The sequence below is a fragment of the Pedobacter terrae genome (genome assembly GCF_900100705.1).
Lineage (GTDB): Bacteria > Bacteroidota > Bacteroidia > Sphingobacteriales > Sphingobacteriaceae > Pedobacter > Pedobacter terrae.
Map to the genome: position 1 here is coordinate 241,166 of NZ_FNCH01000002.1, position 21,321 is coordinate 262,486.

At 41.9% G+C, this 21,321-nt stretch carries 25 protein-coding genes; 1 reads left to right on the top strand and 24 read right to left on the bottom strand.

What is annotated here, in order from left to right:
• Positions 1-16: 16 nt before the first annotated feature.
• From BLR60_RS04115 to BLR60_RS04135, 6 genes are read right to left on the bottom strand one after another with little or no spacing between them, the layout of a single operon-like run.
• Positions 17-1,243: an ArdC family protein gene (locus BLR60_RS04115; RefSeq protein ID WP_090497092.1), complete on the bottom strand. Its 1,227-nt coding sequence runs from the start codon at positions 1,241-1,243 to the stop codon at positions 17-19.
• Positions 1,233-1,394 carry a hypothetical protein gene (locus tag BLR60_RS24785; RefSeq protein WP_167354681.1) on the bottom strand — a complete coding sequence of 54 codons (162 nt, stop codon included), beginning with the start codon at positions 1,392-1,394 and terminating at the stop codon, positions 1,233-1,235. The genes BLR60_RS04115 and BLR60_RS24785 overlap by 11 nt, the downstream gene beginning before the upstream one ends.
• A gap of 3 nt (positions 1,395-1,397) precedes the next feature.
• Positions 1,398-1,907, bottom strand: a complete 510-nt coding sequence (locus BLR60_RS04120) for a M23 family metallopeptidase (RefSeq protein ID WP_090497094.1) — start codon at positions 1,905-1,907, stop codon at positions 1,398-1,400.
• On the bottom strand, positions 1,904-2,326 hold the full coding sequence (locus BLR60_RS04125; protein ID WP_090497096.1) for a hypothetical protein: 423 nt from the start codon (positions 2,324-2,326) through the stop codon (positions 1,904-1,906). The genes BLR60_RS04120 and BLR60_RS04125 overlap by 4 nt, the downstream gene beginning before the upstream one ends.
• Before the next feature lie 11 nt (positions 2,327-2,337).
• The gene (locus BLR60_RS04130) at positions 2,338-2,766 is read right to left on the bottom strand and encodes a hypothetical protein (protein WP_090497097.1); all 429 of its coding nucleotides are present in this window, start codon (positions 2,764-2,766) and stop codon (positions 2,338-2,340) included.
• A gap of 24 nt (positions 2,767-2,790) precedes the next feature.
• Positions 2,791-4,830 carry a TraM recognition domain-containing protein gene (locus BLR60_RS04135; protein ID WP_090497099.1) on the bottom strand — a complete coding sequence of 680 codons (2,040 nt, stop codon included), beginning with the start codon at positions 4,828-4,830 and terminating at the stop codon, positions 2,791-2,793.
• 39 nt (positions 4,831-4,869) lie between these two features.
• On the opposite strand from BLR60_RS04135, the gene BLR60_RS04140 reads away from it, so the two are divergent.
• The gene (locus BLR60_RS04140) at positions 4,870-6,321 is read left to right on the top strand and encodes an HNH endonuclease (protein WP_090497101.1); all 1,452 of its coding nucleotides are present in this window, start codon (positions 4,870-4,872) and stop codon (positions 6,319-6,321) included.
• On the opposite strand, the gene traN is transcribed toward BLR60_RS04140, so the two are convergent.
• The 18 genes from traN to BLR60_RS04235 all read right to left on the bottom strand — a co-directional run bounded on the left by traN (position 6,318) and on the right by BLR60_RS04235 (position 20,772).
• Entirely contained in the window at positions 6,318-7,160 is an 843-nt protein-coding gene (traN, locus tag BLR60_RS04145) for a conjugative transposon protein TraN (RefSeq protein WP_090497103.1), read from the bottom strand. The two genes, BLR60_RS04140 and traN, sit on opposite strands and share 4 nt — an antisense overlap.
• Positions 7,161-7,173: 13 nt before the next feature.
• A complete protein-coding gene (gene traM / locus BLR60_RS04150) occupies positions 7,174-8,397 on the bottom strand; it encodes a conjugative transposon protein TraM (RefSeq protein ID WP_167354682.1) in 1,224 nt (407 codons plus the stop codon).
• Between the two features lie 10 nt (positions 8,398-8,407).
• Positions 8,408-8,824 carry a hypothetical protein gene (locus tag BLR60_RS04155; protein ID WP_090497107.1) on the bottom strand — a complete coding sequence of 139 codons (417 nt, stop codon included), beginning with the start codon at positions 8,822-8,824 and terminating at the stop codon, positions 8,408-8,410.
• Entirely contained in the window at positions 8,802-9,422 is a 621-nt protein-coding gene (gene traK / locus BLR60_RS04160) for a conjugative transposon protein TraK (RefSeq protein WP_208600569.1), read from the bottom strand. Before traK ends, BLR60_RS04155 begins: the two co-directional genes overlap by 23 nt.
• Complete coding sequence (locus tag BLR60_RS04165; RefSeq protein ID WP_090497110.1) at positions 9,422-10,558, bottom strand: TraJ family protein; 1,137 nt, start codon at positions 10,556-10,558, stop codon at positions 9,422-9,424. Before BLR60_RS04165 ends, traK begins: the two co-directional genes overlap by 1 nt.
• Before the next feature lie 9 nt (positions 10,559-10,567).
• Complete coding sequence (locus BLR60_RS04170) at positions 10,568-11,347, bottom strand: hypothetical protein (RefSeq protein ID WP_090497112.1); 780 nt, start codon at positions 11,345-11,347, stop codon at positions 10,568-10,570.
• 3 nt (positions 11,348-11,350) lie between these two features.
• Complete coding sequence (locus BLR60_RS04175; protein ID WP_090497114.1) at positions 11,351-12,022, bottom strand: hypothetical protein; 672 nt, start codon at positions 12,020-12,022, stop codon at positions 11,351-11,353.
• On the bottom strand, positions 12,019-12,678 hold the full coding sequence (locus BLR60_RS04180) for a hypothetical protein (protein ID WP_090497116.1): 660 nt from the start codon (positions 12,676-12,678) through the stop codon (positions 12,019-12,021). The genes BLR60_RS04175 and BLR60_RS04180 overlap by 4 nt, the downstream gene beginning before the upstream one ends.
• A complete protein-coding gene (locus BLR60_RS04185; RefSeq protein ID WP_090497118.1) occupies positions 12,675-13,337 on the bottom strand; it encodes a hypothetical protein in 663 nt (220 codons plus the stop codon). Before BLR60_RS04185 ends, BLR60_RS04180 begins: the two co-directional genes overlap by 4 nt.
• Positions 13,334-15,835 carry a TraG family conjugative transposon ATPase gene (locus BLR60_RS04190; RefSeq protein WP_090497120.1) on the bottom strand — a complete coding sequence of 834 codons (2,502 nt, stop codon included), beginning with the start codon at positions 15,833-15,835 and terminating at the stop codon, positions 13,334-13,336. The genes BLR60_RS04185 and BLR60_RS04190 overlap by 4 nt, the downstream gene beginning before the upstream one ends.
• Positions 15,836-16,114: 279 nt before the next feature.
• Positions 16,115-16,423: a DUF4134 domain-containing protein gene (locus BLR60_RS04200; RefSeq protein ID WP_090497124.1), complete on the bottom strand. Its 309-nt coding sequence runs from the start codon at positions 16,421-16,423 to the stop codon at positions 16,115-16,117.
• 39 nt (positions 16,424-16,462) lie between these two features.
• On the bottom strand, positions 16,463-16,783 hold the full coding sequence (locus BLR60_RS04205; protein WP_090497126.1) for a DUF4134 family protein: 321 nt from the start codon (positions 16,781-16,783) through the stop codon (positions 16,463-16,465).
• Positions 16,784-16,790: 7 nt separating this feature from the next.
• Positions 16,791-17,120 carry a hypothetical protein gene (locus BLR60_RS04210; RefSeq protein ID WP_090497128.1) on the bottom strand — a complete coding sequence of 110 codons (330 nt, stop codon included), beginning with the start codon at positions 17,118-17,120 and terminating at the stop codon, positions 16,791-16,793.
• The gene (locus tag BLR60_RS04215; RefSeq protein WP_090497130.1) at positions 17,117-17,482 is read right to left on the bottom strand and encodes a hypothetical protein; all 366 of its coding nucleotides are present in this window, start codon (positions 17,480-17,482) and stop codon (positions 17,117-17,119) included. Before BLR60_RS04215 ends, BLR60_RS04210 begins: the two co-directional genes overlap by 4 nt.
• On the bottom strand, positions 17,479-18,114 hold the full coding sequence (locus BLR60_RS04220; RefSeq protein WP_090497132.1) for a ParA family protein: 636 nt from the start codon (positions 18,112-18,114) through the stop codon (positions 17,479-17,481). The genes BLR60_RS04215 and BLR60_RS04220 overlap by 4 nt, the downstream gene beginning before the upstream one ends.
• A 39-nt stretch (positions 18,115-18,153) precedes the next feature.
• Positions 18,154-19,347: a relaxase/mobilization nuclease domain-containing protein gene (locus BLR60_RS04225; RefSeq protein WP_090497134.1), complete on the bottom strand. Its 1,194-nt coding sequence runs from the start codon at positions 19,345-19,347 to the stop codon at positions 18,154-18,156.
• A gap of 2 nt (positions 19,348-19,349) precedes the next feature.
• Positions 19,350-19,736: a plasmid mobilization relaxosome protein MobC gene (mobC, locus tag BLR60_RS04230; RefSeq protein WP_090497135.1), complete on the bottom strand. Its 387-nt coding sequence runs from the start codon at positions 19,734-19,736 to the stop codon at positions 19,350-19,352.
• 13 nt (positions 19,737-19,749) lie between these two features.
• Positions 19,750-20,772, bottom strand: coding sequence for a DNA cytosine methyltransferase (locus BLR60_RS04235; protein WP_167354683.1), 1,023 nt, complete (start codon positions 20,770-20,772; stop codon positions 19,750-19,752).
• Between the last annotated feature and the right edge of the window lie 549 nt (positions 20,773-21,321).

The window sequence follows — 21,321 nt, forward strand, 5'->3', positions numbered from 1 at the left end:
ATTAGTAGTTTGATTATTACCGCCTCGATACTTGAGGAGCTATAGTTTCTGTTTGTTGGTAAAAAGGCAAAGCGGTTTGCTTGGAAAGTCCTGTTTCCATGATTGGGTTTTGCTTAGCCTGTAGTAGTGAGCTGTACAGATTATCATTTCGGGAAAGAATAAAATTGTTTCCTGTTCCCATATCTTCCATCCGCAACCGACCCTGCTTCAAATGCCCTTGAACTTTGAAAACAGTATTATTGTACTCAATCTTATCGCCAATGGTAAGATGCTCTGAAATGGGTGTATTTTTAGTCCGTAGAGGTACTTGTTCGGGCTGCATATCATTTCCGAGTTTCCTTTTTTGCTCCAATCCTGTGAGATAAGTAAATATTTTTTCTGCATCGGCTGCCGCAGCGTGTATTTCAAACGGCGTGTCCTGTAATAGTTTAATCCAGCTGCCTACATACGCAGCATGTTGTTCAGGATCATGGCCGATATTCAATTCCTGTCCAATCAGTAATGAAGCAATTTCTGCACGCAATTCTTCCCTTGCATAATCCTCTGTACCAAACGCATTCATAATACTGCGATCAAGTCGGTCTTTATGGCCTGTCCAATGGCCCAGCTCATGTAGCGCAGTCGCATAATACTTATCAGGTGCATCAAATTGCTCTTTTAAGGGCAGTGTAATTTTATCCTCTAAAATATCGTAATAGGCATCGTCACCAGCCTTATTAAGAATTTCAGCACCTGATGCGGCAATAAGTTTTTCTGCCCTTTCTATCGGGTCCCAACCCAGTTCTGCTAATGTTTTTTTTCGAAGTTCGGGAATGCCATCAATTTGACTGGCATTGAATACCCAAGCTGTTGTAACAATAGGTCGATCTAGCCTTACAATAATTTTGACAGGTTTTCCTTCCTCATTCAGTACTGGCTTACCGCTTTCATCTCTTTTAGCAACAAGTTCTGTAGCTTTAATAAATTGAATAAGTGAAGCCTTTTCACCCTTTTTAACCTTCCACTCATTAGCCGCAGCCTGTTTAAAAGTCATCCATCTGGGATCTTCATAATCCCTTAGCATTAGGGAAAAAATGTTGATGCCCTTATAGCGGTTGCCTGTAACAGCATTATACGGCAGTTCAAAAGTTGGTAGGTTGTCGGTACTCCAAGGTTTTTGCAAGGGTGAAGTACCAGCCTTAAGCTGTTCAATGAGTTTTTCGGCTACCTGTACATGCAGGGCCTTTATTTTATCATTCCTCATCGTCTTCCTCCTCCTGCAGGTCATCGTCTTCCGGCAGTACGTCGGCATAATCTACGCCATAAACGGCTGCCTCTGCAGGAGTAAGGCCAATAGCCTGTCCAGCGGCAAGCGTATTTAGCTTGTCTTCTAGTGATCTTGAATTTGGTTCCATAAATTATTGTTTAGTGATTGATGGCAGCTGTTCGGGCAAAGCCATCTGCCATAAAAAAAGAAGCGGGTTAATGTGGTTACTCCTGAACTTGACGCTGAAATGCAGGTGCTCGCCTGTAACTCTCCCGGTAGCCCCGGTAATTGCAATTGGTTGTTTAGCATCAACGGTATCACCTTTGCAAACCAGGATATATGAAAGGTGCCCGTAAATACTTTGAAAATCTCCATGCCCAATCCGCACGTATTTGCCCAGAATTGAATTATAGCCTGTTTCAATTACTGTTCCGGGCAAAACACTTAGAACAGGGTCGCACCTAGCGGCCAGATCAATCCCTTTGTGAAAATCATGCTGTTTAGTTACCGGATGGATGCGGTAACCATAACCAGAAGTAATCTTTAAATTCTCTAGGGGTAAACTCCAACGATACGTGTTAGTATCCTGGGCATTTATAATTATAGGATTAGTTTGAAAAAACAGGGTAAATATCCACCATACCAGCAGTTTGCGTATCATCTGCCCCTTGATGATTGAAGTTCAATATGATCTGTAAACCCACGTGAAATGAAATCTTCTAAGGTAACTAGCGAGTTGCCTCCGACATTTTCAAAGGCAATGGCCCAGCGAAGCGCTTCTTCAATGGCTCCCGGCTGCCCAATATTTTGCAGTCTGTATATATCTAGCAGTATCCTTACGTCTTTTGGGTCAAGTTCGACCAATTTTTCCCGTATGGTTGCCAAGATCAATTCTTTTGGTTGCAGGGAAAGCAGGGCATTAGTACTGTAAATCCCAATATTATTGTAGGGAAATTGGACATGCACTTCATCTTTTTGAAGATTGATTTGAGTTATTAGACCGACTTGGCCCTGCATACGCCTCGGGTCATCGGTTAATAAGGGATGCACCATTACCGATTTATCGATTAGTTCTTCCATTGTACTAATTATTAGCGTCCACGGGTGTGAACCTGTTCCTGTTCTAGCTGGTAGTTGTTGGTTACGCCAAGCCGTTCTTGCAGGCTGATTTGGCTGAACTGTCTTGTAGTTTCATTTGTTAAAGACATTTCAAGTGCCGCTCGATGCTCCTGTAGATTTGACGATTGCATTTTCATGCTTATTTCTAAAAGCATTTTAAAATCAGCAGTAGATAATTCAGAAACCTTTGAAATTGTATCTCTATAAATTTCATTGGATTTCCGCATTACCAATAATGCATTACTGCTGTAGAGGGCCTGTTGCCCCTTTTCAAAATTGATGTAAACGTCGTCTCTTTCTAAATCGGCGTAGGTTATCATTCCGATCTGTCCCTGCCTTCCAACAGGGTCATCCAATTTTGGGTGCACCTGTGCATAGGTACCTTGAATTTCATTCGTCATAAATTTAAGATTAGTGGTAAAGGATTATTTATTAAATGATTGCTTCATCATTCCTTTGGCTTGGGGCAATGGAACAGATGGCTGAACAGGTCTGAACTGCTTAACCATTTCCTGAACCTCTCGATTGATCCTGTAAAAATTCTCTCTCAGGATTTCATCTTTCTTGCCCTTGAAGTCATAATACACAGGCAATTCGCGATAGCTTTCTTCTTCTTTTTTTATAGACTGTACATCAAGATTTACCCGACAGTGTACCGCAGAGGACTTATATTGTCCTGTGTACTTTTCAACGGCATCCGCGGCCAAAAGTCCGACCATTTCACCAGCTTTTAGTGAAGCAATTTTTCCGGCAGGTATTAAGGGTTCAAGTTTTTCGCTTAATGAAACTGACGTTTTATTTCTATCAATGCTTAGGCTTTCGCTCTGCTGTTTTATTTTCCCGAACAGCCTTTCGAGCCAATCAAGGGTTTCCTTATTTTGTACAGAACCAGAGAGCACATTACCTACAACAGAGCTAATTGTAGCAGCGGTTTCTTTACCGTATTGCTGTTGGAATTGCTGTAGAGACTGAATGCCCAAAACAGAGGCCACGAAATTACTTCTGGCCTGGCTCAAAACCTGCTCGATACGGAAAATATACAAGCTGGGAGCCTCATCTATGACCAATCCAACGGGGATGTTGCCCTTGGTGTTCACCAGTTTTGTTATCCTATTAAGTACTACCGAATAACAGGCAGAGTTAATGCTCTGCGTTAAGGGATCATTGGCGAGTACCAGGATTGATGGATTTTTTCTATCGCTTATTTTCAGTTCAAAATCATCACCTGAAAACACCCAATACGTTTCTTTGGTAGCAAGGCGGCTGATAAAAATTTTCAAGGTGCCTATCTGGCCCTCTAGTTGATCGAATGCTTTTGCGTTGTAGGCACTTCGGAAAGGAGAAAGAAGCGAAACCAATTCAGGTTCGGAAAACAGTGTATTGAATATTTCGTCATAAGACAGATTTAGAAAGGAAAGCACATGGGGCAAACTGGCATACCGCCCATGTTCAAACGTTCCAAAAAAATAGATGCAGGCCGATAGAAAATTTATGGCCGACTGGGTAAAGAACTGGTCGCTGCCACTGGATTTGTCGCCTTTTTTCATAGCCTCTACCAATCCTTCTGCTGTTTCAGAGGCATCAGCCAATGTTTGCAGGTATATGCTTTTCCAAGGATTTATTCTTCTGCTTTTTTCAGGTTCGTTCAGGTTGATAACATGAAACTTATAATCAAGGCATTTACCGTTCTGTTTCGCGAGCAGGTAATGATGATACGCAACTTTCGCCAAGTCAGGATATTTTATATCATATATGCACAAAGTGAAAGATTTTGCGATAAACTGCTTTATTACGGGTATGATTACCGAAAAGGTCTTGCCACCGCCTGGAACTGAAATTAAAAGAAGTCCCCTGAATAAATTTGAAAGCGTAATAAACCCTTTTCGGACTTTCTTCTTATAATAAAAAAGCATTGGAATATTAACCGAGTATGGCGTTTCAATCGGTTCGGTAGGTTGCATAAATGCTTCACCCTCAATATTCCACTTGTCCTTGCCGAGCTTAGAACTAATCATCTTTGACACATTATCCATCGCAACGTGGATCAAAAGAGTTCCGGCAATGGCACTAGTGATATAGGCAATATCATACCAGCCCGCCCCAAACCACACTTCGGGCTGTTGCCTGCCCTGGAACCAGATGCCTGAAAAGAAAATGAGCAGTCCTGATGCGAGGGGATAAACAATCTGTGATTTAGGATTGAGGTCTTTCTTTTTTCGGCTGAGCGTACCTACTGAAACCAGGCAGATCAATGTTAGCGTAAAAAGCTTACTGTAAACAAGCTGATGATAAAAAGGTATCCTTGCTAGCTTTACCGCAAAAAAAAGGAGGCCGTTGTTATCCGTTGAGTTTTGATCCAGTAATTTACCAGCATAAAAAAAAAGAAAAATCTCAATCAGGACGGACAAATAGATGCCAAATTGCAGGAACCTGTGCAGGCTCTGCTGTTCTTTGGTTTCTTCCATACAAAAATGTTTAAATTTGGTTTTTAGATAATTACAACTATGAATACTTGTTATCTGTGTAATGAGCCGATGATCGATCGGAAAGCGTATGAATTGAATCCTGAATCTTTCCATGAAAAACCGAAGTTTATTCATGGCGAACATGTAATTCAGGATTCTCTATATGGGCGACTAAAATCTGATAAGATTTTATGCGAGTCTTGTGGAAGTCAATTGTCTGTAGAAGTCGATTCCGACTTTGGCAAAATATTTCAATCCATCTCTGAACAGTTTGCACATATTCTAACTTCAACTGAGAAAAATAAGAATTTCCAACCTTCACTCAAAGGCCATGTTGTACTAATGGATGGCAGAAAAATCCCTGTATTCATAAAGGGAGGGATAATTAATCCTCAAAAGCCCTTTTTTGATTTACCTGTAAATGGTGAAGTCAAGGTTTATGGTGAAAGTAAGACTGCAAAAAATTTCATAAACTTTGCCAAGTCTGAATTGAAAAAACAAGGTTATGAAGTTGAGAAATTGAAATTTACAATCGTCAGCAATCTTCAGGACCATATTGAATTAGGAATCCATTTTTCTGAAGGTGTTGAAGATTTCGATCGCAAATTAAAAATGGGATTCATTAAGATTGCAACTGGATTTGCAATGATGAATGGCGTTGACCGAAATGATACACCTAATACAATTGACGTCAAGGAAAACGCCCTAATTTACACAGACCAGATTGTGCCATACATACCATGCGAGGTTTTCGAAATGGTATATGACCAACAAAGGATCGCATTGGAACCTGAATTCCCCAACCATACATTAATTCTCTATGTTGACGACTATGGAGATCAGAAAAAACTCATTTGCTATGTCGATCTTTTCAGCACTTTTGCATTCTACGTCGTTCTTAATGACAATTATAAGGGTAAGGACGTTCATTCGGTATATCAGCAATCAATCACTAAGATGGAAAAACCTGAGATCAATATAATGAACCAAAGTCCTAAAAAACTGTTGATAGTTGAACAGTTTTTGAAGATTGGCTCAGAAGAAACAAAAGGAATGACTTTGGATGAGCGTTTTTCATTTGTACAAAAGCGCTATAACCAATTTACCGTCTCTTACGAAATGGATCTAACGGATTCAATTGAGGCTGTTGCTAGTAAAATAGCGATGCACGTAGCTGCAAAAAAAATGGGAAAGCTTGATCTTCTAAATATGGTGGAAAGAGAAATGATGGAGTCTCTTCCTGACCTAAAAGTAGAAGATCTGATGCTCATTCGCGAGGAATATTTGAGGATGAAAAGAGAAGATCCGGAGAAAATCTATCGGCAAAGTCATATTGGCTTTCATGGTAAAGAATTATACTTAAAATCAAATTACTATAACATCCTGGAAAGACAAAATAGCGATATGGAGAGCATTCGGCGGTATACGCATATGAAATTCAATTTGCTTAACTATTTCATCCAGAATCACAAAGACAGCCTAAACGATTAAAATGCATCTGCATTAAGTATATCGCTGTATTTCAATTGAAGCGTTAGAAGTCTTCCGGAAACCTGTTTTTCGGTAAGCTCTATATTCAAAACTTTATTCCCGGGAAAAGTAATTTTTTTGAGCACATAGATATTCCTATACTGCTTTTTAAAAGATGTGGAATTATAAAGCTGCCATACAGGTTTGACCTCAACCGATTGTACGTTTGTCGCTTTGGCAATTTTTTTGTCTTCAATCTTGAAGCGTTGTTCATCGATCTGGTAAGAAAGATTGGTAGAATTATAATAGGTTATATCCAAAAAAACATAATCCCCGGCGGTAAAAACATTATTAAGCTGCGCCTGTATACCGAAATCCTTGTTTTTCCTTATTGGTCTGTTCTTTGGTGAATTTAGAAGCCTTATGGCGGAAACATACATTTCATTTGACGTTAAGGTCATTCCGGGAACATCGAGGGGGCGCATTTGCTCTGGCAGAACATTTATCTGTGATAGAAAAGGGAATGTGTGATTATCAACAAAGTGCAGGTTATATTGCGCTATGAAACTTTCGCCAACAATTGTTATTATTCCAAGATAGCCATTTGTTAAGTGTTTATTGCTAGCTGTATCAGCTATATATTTTATACGCAATAAATTTTTTAGGGGCAGATCACCAGCAATGGCATGCGATGAAATATCAACATATTGGATGGGTTCGGGCGAAATAAAATGCAAAGGGCTACCACTGCTGATAAAAATGTCTGGAAGATCGGTACGGTTTACTCCGCTATTTGGCTGCGCAAAAAGCAAATGGCAAGTACATAGAATTGCCAATAGGAAAAAAATTAGTTTCTTCATATTGAATGTGGGATTAATATTTGTTCTGCTTGTTTTTTAGTTCTTCGGGGTCAATAAGATAGACCTGTGTATTGTATTTCAGCTTGGCCTTATTGCTCCGTATAAGTTTTCCTACGGCGGTAGTGGTAGACTGGAACATCTTTTGGAGCAGGCTCATCACCAATTGGTTATTGTTCTCTGCCTGTTGCTGAATGGTCATACCCTGGCTTGCATCACTTCCCAAAACTTTTGAAAACTCCCTGAATGCTGACGCCGGAACGTAAAGTCCTGGTAAGCCGTCATTATCGTAAAGGTCTAATCTGATTGGGAGAATATTATTGTTCTGAAGGATTGAAGTAACCGTAAGATTGACCCTTTGCCCACTGAAACCCGTAATCTGTGCATACAGATATGTTCCCTTTTTTACAAGGAATTTCCCAACGTTGATGTCATCTAATAGCCTGATGCGCAGGCGTGAACCAGCATAGCCAGTAATATTCTGGTCTACAATTGCACGAATAAAGCTTTCCTCGCTATCTGGAAGAATGGTATTAAAATATTCAATAGAACCAGTGCTTTTGGAGACACTTAGTTTTTTTTGGTTTTTCTGTTCGCGTTCAGCAATTGCGATTGCCTTGTTCCTTGCCTGTTCAGCTTTATAATCGGGGTCGTTTGCTTTTCCCAGGCTGTCGATCAAGGTCATCTGTTCCCTAAAAATCTTCATTGGATCAGTTTGTCCCGTACCAGCAGATGGCATCGAGCTGCTGGTGTTTCCCGTTGGCTGTTGTTTTAATTTTGAAAGCGCTGTTGCCAGATCGCGGTCTGCATCATAGGCCCTCGAATTGTTTCGCCTTGGACCAGCATCTGGAAAAGTGGAGCGGGGTTTGGGCGGTTCGTTGGCCGTTACTCCAAATTTCCTTTTCATTTCCTTGTCTATGGAATCCAACATACGTTTTTCCATCTGATTATAAAGGTCAGGTACCTGTTGTTTAATTGCCTGGTCTTCACCGATGCCACCCACTGCGGTATAGCCGTCTGCATCTTTGTATTGTTTGCGATATGCGTCAAGCTTATCCTCAATTCCTTTGTTCTTTACACCATCGGACACATCTGCTAAATTTTCCTGAAGTGCGTTCCCTTTCTCCACTACTGGCACTTCCTTGCCAAAGCTGCTTTTCCATACATAAAAGAAAAGGCACAAAAATGGCAGAAGTATCAACGGAAGCATGTAACGCGGTTGCTTAAAATTGATTTTCATAATTATTGGTTTATTTGACATTGAGTTGTCGATGAATTATTTCCAGTTGGTCAATAGCATCTTTTACGATCAGGCTATCAGCACCCGTTAACGTATCTTTTTGAAGCACTGTATTGATCTCGTTTTGCAGTTCAAGAACTTTTTTTAACGCTTGGCCTGCACCAAGTATCTGACCGAGTCCCTGTGTTATTGGGGCGGCAGTACCCGCAAGCAATTGCGCTGGTTTGTCCTTCTTGACCCTCATAACTGTAAATGCCAGTATACCGGAAATCAGCATAACGCCAAGCATAGTAAAGAATATCTGTTTTGGGTACTTTTCACATATATGCCTGATCCGGTTTCCGAAGCGTGCAAAATAAATGGCGAACTCTTTTGAAATTTCATTCCAAAGAGCCTTATCGGGTTTAAAATGAGTTTTTCTGTACATTTTCAAGATCTTTGTTTTCTAATGTTTTCCAGCGGGTAATCAGCACCGCATGGGGATTATTATCTGACCTTGTTTCAAGGTCTTTCAGATACCCTTCGGTTACCAGCGAACGTATAATCGTTGAGCTTCTGCGGTCGATTTTTTGCCTGCCATAATAACGGAAGTACTTTCTGGCCTCGTCGATGACGACGGAATCGGTCTGGATAGTCAATACCGCACTGGAAGAAAGTATTGAATTAAAAAATCCCTTTTCTTTCAGGTTATTGTATTGGAGCGCTCCACTTTCATCAACCAGGTACATTGCCCTTTTCATCTGATATTCGATATATTTATCGTCAGGAGTTAGAGAAAAGAAAAGGCCGTGGAACAGGTTGATGTGCGAACGATATTCCGCGGCCCTGTTTAACTGTACACTGGTCTGCCTAGCGAGCAGAGGAACACTGTTTGCATCCAGAACATATACGGTTTTACGCGCATCTGAAACCTGCTTATAGGCAAAAAACGAAACCATCAAGACAATAAGAGCTGTTAAAATAAAACTGCCAGCAGAAAGGAATGTAGCCAAGCGAACCTTGGCTTCAATATTTTTGATAATCATTATTTCATCATTTTGGTAAGCATTCGTGAAAGATTTGATGCGCCTCGGCCCATTGTAGATGTGGCAGAGCTTATGCCTGATGTAGACACGATCCAGGTGCTGATGCTTGGTACGGTAAGCATGGTCAGGCCACCGATCAGAAAGGTTACGATCACCATCCCAAACGAAAGAAGACCATTGCCAGCAAACCAGCCAAGCTTTTCAAGGCTTTCGCCAGAGCTACCGACCAGTTCCCTGTAACGGCTGATTTCAGCCTCCATCGCATAATGCTGGAATAGCGAGGCAACATAAAGAACCAAAAAACCAATGCCTGTATACAGGTTTACGGAAATAAACCGGGCTACCCATGTACTGAAACTGTCCCTGAAAGCAGGAAGAATACTGATCGCTACCGAAAATGGGCCCAGAATAATCAGAATAGTTGAAAAGATGATCTGTATAATAAAGATGATGTAAACGCAAATGCGCAAAATCCAAAGGGCAAGTGTTTCCAGAATCGAAGTAGCAAGGAGTTGAAGACCGACCTGCATACGGTTTCGGAGCTCGACTATTGGGTTCCAGACTTCGGCAAAACCTTCTTTAACAGTAGATTTTACACTTTCCCAGGCATTTTCGTACCAGGTATCTGCTTCCTGCTTCGCTGTTTCGGTCTGTGCCTGGACTGTAAGCAACTGGTCTGCAACCTGGACCATAAGCTGGGCCCTTTCCATGCGCAGGTTATTAACCTGTATCTGGCTGCCCTCAAACATAAGCTCGGTCTTGTTTGCAATCAGATCAGTGGGATATGCAACAACTCTGGTAAATGTAGACCACCAGAGAATGACCATCACCAATCCAAATGGTCTCAATAATGGCATGATTTCCATTTTCTTATCACCGGACATCATTTCATAGGATTTTATGGCAAAAAAAATGAGCATGAATATGGCAGCCAACGCCTGTGCATCCGCAATAAAGGCATCATAATGTGTCCAGATCGTATTTTTCATAGTCTTCAAAAAGTGCATCATGCCCTCTTCATACACGCCGTTGCCCTGCAAAAAATTGAAGGTTTTTTTAAAGCTGTCCGGTACATCACCGGAACCAGATTGCACAAAAAAACCGGCAGTGCCGGTCATTAAATTTGATATGTTCATCTTGCTGATTTAAAGTTTGGATTTCGCCAATATGTCATTGGCAATCTGTTGATCTGTTCGATATCCCTGATTTTGGACAATAGGCTTTTCCCTTGTTTTCATTTTACCTGCCGTCTCGCTAAGCGAAAGGAACTTTCGGGAATATTGCTTCTTGGCCTCCCAGGAAGCCTGTAGTTTTCGATACTCCAAAAAAAGGCGGTGATAGGCGATTATCCTTGATCCCCGGTCTAATGTCGAGGCTTGGGCGGCTTCAAGTCTTTCGCGGATTGCGGCAGCTTCTGTACGGTACCAGTCATATACGCCTGTGCGTACCAGGTAATCCTTTTCTTTTTGTGCTATGCCATTTAATAGGATATTATCGCTCTGGTTTAACAGCGGTTCAAATTCATGCCTATAGTATAATTGCCAAAGCGGATCAATTTCTGAAAATACCGCAGAATAGTTAGAGGATTCTGTCAAAGCGGTATTTCTTAAGGTATCGGAATGTAGTTTATAGGCATTGGTGGTATTCTGCATTGCTGCTGCAAAGGCAAGGCGTTGAGTTTGTGGGCCTATTGGACCCAATGGGCGCAAATCCTTTTTTGGATAATCCGGGTGCCATGCCCAGGTAAGCCAATATTCAGGATTTAGTCCCAAAAACCCGCTGGTGGGGGTGAATTTTTTCCTGTCCCATTGTTTAAACACCATGCGTTCCTGTTGATTGGTGATATGTTTATCCCTGATTGTTTTCTGTGCAGAAGTTTGTATCAACAGGCAGGAAAGCAGTATTGTTAAGAGGTAATTTTTCATTGCTTAATTTTTTAGATATTTAATATTATTTATGATCTCGCTGGAAATACGCATATCCTGGTTGACGAAATCCCGATATGGGTTTGCCATTTTTAGTATTCCGTTCATCTTGGCCCAATACATAGATTTGCCCATACTGTAGCATAATGCCCTTATGACCTTTAGCTCTAAAATGATCTTGCGCAACAGGGCATCGCGCTTTTCAAAGTCCATTAGCACATTGTTGCCTTCTTTTAAAACGAATGCCGATACTTCGCTTACCAGATTGATACCCCTTGTTTTCATTTGCCTTGCTACGTCTTCGGCAAAAAGAAGCAGATAAGGTTCCGATCCCGCGATGGAAATCGTGTTATTGCTTTCACGAATGATTTCGTTGCTTATTTCTGCTATCTGGTACACTGCAATTCCGCTTTTAAGGGCCTGATTGACATGGGTAAGCGAATTGCGTATAAGGGTCTGCACCATAATTACCGATCCGATATTGATATTAATATCGTCCAGTCTATTATGTATGGTATTCAGATACCCATTGTGCGTATTTTCTGCGGCCAGGCGGACTGCGCCATTCTCATTTACAATATTGAAATGGTTTCTATCGAAAACAATTCTCTGGCCGAACGACTTTTCAGTCGTACCAAAAATTAATAGGGCTACGAATATTATATATGGCTTCATGGCTTTCCGTTCTTTAAAATGTCTGCATTTCTGATAATATCATCGATCAGCTGCTTGTCCCTATTTACAAAGTCCTTAAAGGGATCGATCGAACGTTTGTAATTTGCCTGTTGCATACAGATAACCAAACCTTTGCTGGCCCCTTCTATAAGCCGGAGTTCAGTAAGGGCATGGGAAAATAGTATTTTCCTGTCACTTGCTTTCATCTGGTTGATTTCCCCGATGCTCAAAGCAAGTCCCGCAATATAATTGGCAAGCATTTTTGCCCTGTGCACCAGATCAATTTCGGTTTGCAGGGCGATGGCTATAAGAAGAGGGTTATCAGCTGCCAAATTATAAATGATGCTTTGTTGCCTGATGATCTCTGAAACCAAAGGACTTGCATCTAAACCGATCTGCGCCACATCTATTGCTAACCCGATGGTATGAAAACGGCTTTGCAATTCCCTGTATTTGGTTTTCAGCTTGCCCATCTGCGTTTTGTTAACCTCTTCATTGGCAGATGTAACAGCCTGCTTGTTCTTTGCCTCATCCTGCCTGCTGTGTTCGCTTTTGCTTTCGGAAACCAACTGGTGCAGAAGTTCGACGTTAAGTTGCGAATAAGCATTAACTGAAATGCTATAAAAAATGATGGCTATAAATACTATCTTTTTCATTGCTTTAGGTATTTAGCGTTCCTTATGATGTTGTCGGCAATCTGCTTGTCAATATTGATATAGCCTGCGTAGGGATTAAGGGAGTTTAGGATTCCACGCTGCTTAGCCCAGAACATGGTTCTTTGCATTCCATAGGCTACGCCTCGCAAGATCATGAGCTCTGTTCTTATCCGGTTCAGGAGCTTCGCCCGTTCCCCGGAATCCATAAGATTATTTAAGCCTCCTTGCAAAACAAAAGAGCTGACCTCTACAGCAAGTGCTGTTCCGCGGCGCTTAAACTCTCTTGCGCCATTTTCGGCAAACAATAGCAACGCTGGATTGCTTTGCGCCAAAACAACCGCTTTGTTAACATCCGTAACAATATCTACACTGATTTCCGATATATCCTGAATGGCTAATAAAGACCTTACCGCAGCGGAAACCTCGCTCAGGCCCCTATAGATCTGCTGCTGTAGGTCGTTTACAATAACCAGTTGCCCGGTAACGGCTAGCTGGCCTCGCTGGATCAGGGTAAGGTTGTCATTTGTTCTGTTGAGCTGCCCATTAATAACCCCTGAATGGGCTGCCATTGCACCAGCGGTTGCGGGATCAACATAAATTTGGGCAAATACAGGGCATCCAATAAGGAAAAGCCCAGCTATTAATAATATTATTTTCATATAAAATCGGGTTTAAAATATTCGACAAAGGAGTTAACCGGAAGACCCGTATTATTGACCTGATGCACGAATGCTTCGAGTGTAAGGCCACTTCTTTCAAGATCAGAAACAAAGGTTTCCAGTCCGTCCTGGTAGCTCCCCTTAGCCTTAACATATACCTCTACTGCATTTTTTTCAGGCTTTTCAGTAGTATAGGTAAGGTATTGGTAAATAGAATTTTCCACGCCGTACACTTCCCCCGTAGCGCCCCTGCGGATGTAAACTTCCTTAAAGCGGGCCCTGCCTTCCTTATTGTCGAGATTGTTAATGGTAAATATCTTCTTCTGCTCGGTTTCGGTAATGGATAAGAGCTTGGCTATCTCTTTGTAGTTCTCCTTGAACTTGCTCTGGTCAAGCAGAAAGATAGTATCGGAATTGCTGATGATGCTGTCTTTTACCACTGCATTGCCTATGATGTCACCCAATTCCTGTGTAACGACAATAGCCTCCCCCCAAAATTTTCTGACGGTTTTATACAAATAAAGTATATACCCAGCCATTAATGGGGATGCTATTGCCTTCCACGCCTCTTCAATTATCAGGGCTTTGCGCTGTGAAGAACGGTGCCGCATCTTCTGGATAAAAACGTCCATTATCGCAAGGGTTACTATTGGAAACAGAATTTTATTCTCCTTCAAATTGTCGATTTCATAGACTATGAACCGCTCGGAAAACAGCGATTTATCCGATGCCTCATTAAGAATTGTATCGAATTCTCCGCCCAGGTAAAATTTTTTGAGAACATAACGGAACTCGTCAAGCTCAAAAGGTATTTTTTCTTCTCTTTTGATTTCTGGTATCCTTTCAAGTGCAAACTCATAAAATGAGTTAAAATTTAATTGCGCCACCTTGTTTTTTTCGTTGAGGTCTGGGTCAAAGTATTGGCTATAGTACCCGGAAATTACGTTTGAGATCACATCGCGCTCCACAGTGCTCACCGTTCCTTCGGAACCTTTCCAAAGCAGGCTGATCAGCGTACACAAAAAATCTTTCTTCTCGATGTTGTACTCACTTTCGGCAATTGCAAAAGGGTTCATTGTGATGGGTTTGTTCTCCGACCAGGTAATGTATTTGCCATGATAGTATGAGCATAAACCGGAATATGAATGCCCGGTATCTACAATGACCACATCCATATTATAAAGCATATACTGTTCAACCAGCGCATTGATGAGATAGGATTTTCCAGCACCTGATGGCCCCAAACAGAACCGATTTCGAGCGCTGATGCGCCCTGTACGCATGGGCAAATCCGATAGGTCTATTGCCACCGGCACCCCCTGGCGGTCAGTAAACCGGATCAGAAAATCAGATGGTTCGTCCTTAACCAGGGCTTCTTTAAAAAAGAGGCATAATGCGGCATCTGCCGTTGTCAAAAACCAATCATACTTCTGTAGTTCAACACCATTGCCAGGCAACGCACAACGGAAAAGTTCCAATTGGTTATAGGCATTCCTTGACGGAATGATACCTTGCTGGAAAAGCGCGGCCTCAATAAAGTTGGTTGCTCTATCAATGTGCTCTTGGTTGGCGCATACGATCAATGAGTAGTGCGCATTCACCAATAACTGATTTTCCCTTGCCACATCGACCAAAAGCATATCGATGTCTTCCACGCACATCAGATTGGCAGGATCTGGGACACCTAAATGGCGTTTTCGTTTCAGTTCCAGCTTATTAAGCGTCATTTGTTGTGATGGTATTTCCAAAAGCTGGTTATAGATGATCACCTTATAGCCGGGAACCTGATGCAAAAACGAGAGATTGTCCACCGGGAAATCCCTCATGCCTTTGTTATCCTGCTTTTCTGTGTAGGCGCCGACTTTTTCGGGAAGTTCAACCGCATCGGTATTTACGATGCTTAGGCACCTGATAACCGCATCGCCCAAATTAAGCTGGCTATCGTTGCACCGCATATTGTTCAGGGCTATTGTTGGAGAGGCAAACTCCATGCTAAGCACCTTGCTTACATAACGGTTGATCTCCGCCTCGGTAAGGTATTTGGGATCAAATCCGGCACCAGCCAACAGGTCAGAAACCTTTCCTATGTTCTGGAAAAAATCGGCCAGAACTTTTTTATCAAAGGTGTAAAATGCACCTCTTTTAACCTGGCGTGTAATTATAAGATAGGTCTTAATATCGGTATATTCCCTTCCTTCAAAATGTGTATGGTATTTTTGCTGAAGAAATTCGTTGGCTGGTATCGGCTTGTATTTTTTACGGATAAAGACATCCTGTTTTTGTATGATATGGCCTTCACCCAAAATCTTGATGATATTGAGAAGCACACTTTGATAAGCTATATAGGCTTCTGGATCGGCACTATATTGAAGAACAGGGTTGTCTATGTGCATGATAACCGAAAAGCCTCCTTTCTCACCATATAGAAGCTGTATGCCATTATAGGCATCAATGCCTGCATAGGGCATTTTAAATGCTGTTTTTCTTTCTCGTTGCATACGTTATTTTTAATTGAACTGGGTGGACAATGACCCCTTTGTAGCGTTTTTTGCTATGTAGGCCGTCTTTTTGGCGGAAAAAGGTATAGCCAAGCCCGGAGCAGATCAGTAAAATGGTAAGGAAACCGCCCAGGTACATGCTGATAAGCGCCCCGATAAGGCCACCGATAACGAGGCCCCCAACCAGGGAACCTATGCCCCAGTAAATAAATTTTCCTTTAAAGCCACGATAAATAAGGGGCTTCTGGAGCCCCTTATAAATGGAATATCTAGGCACCATTATACACCGAAGAAGGCTTTAATGACCACCGATACCAGAACCAGAAAGAGGCAGGAACCGCCCCAGCTCATCAGTTCTTTGTTGATGTCCTGGTCACCTGCATTCCATTTGATGTACACGCGTACCCCACCGATCAAACCGACCACTGCACCGATGGCCAGGATCAGGGTTGAAACCGGATCAACATAGCTGGTCAGCGAAGAGGTTGCGGCATTGATGCCCGTAGAACCGCCACCTTGGGCAAAAGAAGATTGGGCCAGCAATGAAAGCATGGCAATTGCGAACAGTCTTTGATTTTTTACTGTCATAGATTAAGAAATTAAAAAGTGAAAAATTGAAATGGCTGATTAGTGTATCCCGAATAGGGCTTTGAGAACTGTGCCCAGAATGGACAGGAACAGGCATGAAAAGAGCCAGCCCATGACCTGGGCGTCTATATGGTGCTTGCCGGACTGCCAGTTAGCGTAAACACGCAGTCCCCCAAGCATGCCGCTGATCGCTCCCAATACGAGCACCATATCGGATAAGCTGAAATACCAGCGGTGGACTTCGCCACTGGCGCTGTAAAACTCGCCTATCCCTGGTGGTGTTTGGCAAATGCCCAGTAAGGGCAGTCCAAAAAAAAAGACAACCGAAGTTGTCTTTTTGAGAAATGTTCCTAACTGCATTATTGCATCAATAAGGAATGGTTTTGGTAAATTCGATCAGGTCTGATTGCGCAAGGGAAAAAAGCTGTTTCAAACTTACGCCCCCCGTAGCACTGATTGGGCCGGAAGAGATAGCCTGCCTGTTGTTTGGACTATGGGCCTGTAATTTTTTCTCTTCCTTTTGAACATCATTTTCAACAACAGTTTTGGGTTGATGCTCTTCGGAAAAGGTAAGTTCTTCCTGACCGGAATTTTCAGCATACATCTGTTTGGGCCTTAGCAGGTCAAGTAATATATTTATCAGGTAATAAATAAAATAAGCGACCAAAAGGTAAAGGATAAATTGGTTCCAGTTCATAATTCGATTGTTTTAATGTTTTCTTTGATATATTGGATTAGTTCTGGGTGCTGGTGTAGAAAATATTGCAGGCTATAAGCGATTAGTTTATTCATGTCAATGGATTTGGCAATTTTTAGCTGCTTCAATAAGAAGACAGTTCTGTCATCAAGCCGTATCAACAGTTTTTCTTTTCCGGTCAGCTCATAGCTTAGCATGTTATCAAATAGCTTTTCCACAGATGGATCAATAGGAATTGCATTTTTTGCTGATGGTCTTTCTTTCTCGGTAGAAAGGGCTTTTGGTTGGGTGACAGGCTTGGAATTTCCGTCTTTTTTTATGGTTTCCCTTAATTCGTCTGCAAGGGTTTTAATTTCATTCATGTTTTTTCCTCCCAATCGATATATTGGTTATAAATGTGGTCAAGAACCGGAAGCACAACTGGCAATAGGATTAGGGGAGTTTGGAATGTACTTATTCGCTGAAAATCTACACGATCGGCAAGGGCTGGAGCAATAACACCAAATCGCTGAATGACCTTTTCTATCTCCGAACGTGTTTCATATTTTACGGTATTCTTAATGCGGTTGGGAATAAAGATAAATGGAGCCCGTTCGTTGATCTTACGCAAGACCATTGCAAAAAGGATCGTAGAATCTACTGAAAATTCATCGTATGCAAAAGGACAGATTACGACATCTGCGGCTGCAAACACTGGCAAAAGGCCGTCATCATCCATTTTGCCGGGCAGATCTATTATTATAATTTCACCTGCCCGGTTGGTAAGGGAACTATGCAGGGATGGGAAGATCTTAAGTTCAGCAGGCACGACATCATAAAGAGGTTCATTTTCCAAAATTTTTGCCTTTTCAGCTTTTGATGATATGGATTGTTGATAGTCCATATCCAACACTGTTACCTTTCTTTTTTTGACCTGTGTAAGGTAGTTCGCAAAAAGTAGCGTGAGCGTACTCTTCCCTGCGCCCCCTTTTTGATTTCCTATTAAAATGACCATAATCGTTCTGATAAGTGGGTTATAGAATATATGTAAGTATTATCTTGTATTTGTTCTTGCCTTGCGCTTGCGTTGACGGTTCCTGCCAAGAATGGCTTCATCATCAATGTCTTCAGCAAGATCCAGGCTGATTTCTGGTAGAAAAAATGTTGCTTCATATCCACCAGTAAATGCAGGTGTTGTATCTGTATGCTCTACAGACTGCGCGGGTAAATCTTCAATATCTCTATCGGCATCCACCGATTCTAGCATTTCGATTTTGGGTTCCTGAAGATTATTTGCGAGAAATTGTGTTGGGTCTATCAATTTTTCCAATGGCATAAGTTCACCGCCTTTATAGACAGATTGATGTTTTCGGGAATGGTCGATTACTGTATAGCCATAAGGTGGCATACCAGGCTGACCATGGAAGAGTATCTGAAGCCCTAATTTTGCTGACAATTCCTCGGCAAGATCAGAAGTGTAGCCTGTTGGTTTGGCAATCATTCCTTTAGGTACAGGTTTTGAAACCGGAACAACGGCGGGATTGTGAATTTTACTATACTTTTCTATTATCGCCCGAAGCTGCGCCAATCTGTCAACATCCTGTTTATAGGTTTTCCTGCGAGCATCAACCAAAGCCAGGTCAACAGTTCTCTGTTGCAAGCCATACTTGGAGATTTTGTATTTATCACCATCTTGCTGCAAACTGTATCCCTGGCATTCCAAAAGCATCATAAATTGGGGCTTTGTAGAAAAATTATAGCTTAGGGCCCTTTCTATGTCTTTATCTATCTGCTTCTTTTCGTTAAGGTCCATCAATTGGTTAAGCACTTGATAGGCCCTTATCTTTTCGTAGCTGTCATTGATCTTTTTGCCGTTTTCATCAATACGGGTAGAAACAATGTGAATGTGATTGTTGGATGTATCTTTATGGAATACCAGCAAATAGGGCTGTTTTTCATAGCCCATTCCCTTAAGCCAATTTGTTGCAAGCTCGGTAAGCTGTTCCTTGGTATGTGATTTACCCTTACAGGATAAAACGGCATGAAACTGGGGGTATTTAATCCTGGCACTTGTTGCAGAACGTGCTTCAAGGTAATTAACGTAATCTCTTGGTTTCAAATGTTCCAAAGCCTGTAATGCCCCGAAGTTTTCTACCTTCATCAGTTCACCTTTGTCGCTTTCTATTTTATCGGTATTGTAGCTTATGCCACCAAATGTGGCAGATGGACGTAGTAGTTTTACGATCATAGTCAACCTTTCATTAGCCGTATAATCTGTCGGAACAGTTTTTCAAGCTCCTGTTGAACTTCAACGTACTCCGTAAAAAGGCTGTTAAATTCAGCCGTCACTTCATGCCCAAGCATTCCTCGTTTGTGCAGCACATTGGCATGTCTTGCCAACTGATTGATATTATTGCCGGACCGCCCCAGTTCAGCGCCGATAAGATCAAGCTGTTTCATCAGCTCTTTGGCGTTCACAAGCATCTTGGTAGAATTTTTAAGTACTCTAATACGCACAATATCCGCGCGACTTATGCCCAGTGATTTTTCCAGTTCGAGAAACTGATGAAGTTCCGGTTCGCTCAACCTCAATTCAAATCGGCGTATCTTTCGTGGGGAAAGTTCATTCTTTGCCATGTTTCTTTTAGCTTTAAATTGAGCTGTCTGCTTTTTCGATGGCCCGAAAAATTTCTAAGGCAACTTGCGGAACAATTGCATTGCCGTATGCTTTTACGCTTTCGGCTCGCCATGCAGAAAAGGTAATTCCGTCCAATTCGAGGGGAAGCCCATCATTTCCGCCACAAAACGGGGGTTCAGTTGGCCATGTTTCCCAGTTGGGAATTTCGTTTTGCCAATTTGCTCTGTCGTTGGAAGCACCCGGAACAGGCGGCGCAATATCAATACTGGCATATTTTCCTCCATCACAGGATATGTTGGAGATTGTGCCTTTAGGGTATAATAGATCAGGAAGTCCGTCAATGATACCTGCCCGCCGTTTCCCTTCTCGCTTTTCCGATCTGCCAGCTCCCTGCCTTGTTCTACCTGTTTTTTTGTCATTCCCAGATTGCTTATTTCCGTAGCTGTCGGTGTGGGCAACAAACCAGACCCGGTCCCTTTGGTGTGGTGCGTTAATGGCAGCAGCCGGAATACACAAAACGATTGGCGTGCCGTCCTTAAGCTGCGGTAATACATATCCTGCACCGTTAATTTCTGAAATGATGCTGGCGATAACCCTTCGTTGGAGCCTGACAATGATACTGTCCGCCTGCTGGTCGTTGTCCTTACAAAAAAGCTCAACCGCTTTGATCTCCATTTCAGATAAACTGTCCGGTTCGAGAATGCTGAACAGTCCAGCAACATTTTCAAGAACGATCCACTTAGGTCGTGCTTCTGTAATAATTCTGCAAGCCTCTGGGAAGAGATAGCGGTCATCCGCTTTGCCCTTTCTTCTTCCTGCCTGGCTGAATGGTTGGCAGGGAAAACCTCCGCTGATGATGTCAACGCTTCCTCTAAACTGAGTTGCATCGAATTTAAAGATGTCGTCATAATGGTAAATGTTAGGCCAGTAATATTGAAGAATGGTTTTACAAAAAGGGTTTTTCTCGCTTGAAAACACATTTTGCCAACCTGCCCATGTAGCAGCGATGTCAAAACCGCCTATGCCACTAAACAAACTCCCATGCCTAAACATTGAATGCCCTTATTAAAAAATGTTTGGCATTGTGATACTCACGAGGGATAAATGGGCATGGCAATGCCATGCCTACTCTTAATCTAAGAGGATGGTTAGATAACATACAATGAATTTTTAGGGTTAAAAATTTGAGGGTAATTTTTTATGGCGGTTGTCTTGGCGCTTTGCAGGAAAAAAAGGGAGTTGCGACCTTTTTTCTTCCTTAGCCCAGCCTTTCCCCAACGGGGTTAGGCAGGCTAAGGCAAGTTCGTTTTTGTCGTCAGCCCAGGCCGAAGGCGGGCTGTACGGACAAAAACACAACTTGCCCACAACAAAACAAAAAAATACCGTTATACCGTTTTTACTTGAAATGCACTTTTTGGTATAGCATAGGCCAATACTTCGTGAGCCATACAGGTGAACATGTTTAAAATTAAGTCCAGATATCTATTTAGATAACTGTATAAATAGCTATTAATAAAATAACCCTATATCCGTATTAACATATATATAGGTATCGGCATAAAGGAATAGTTATAAATCCATATT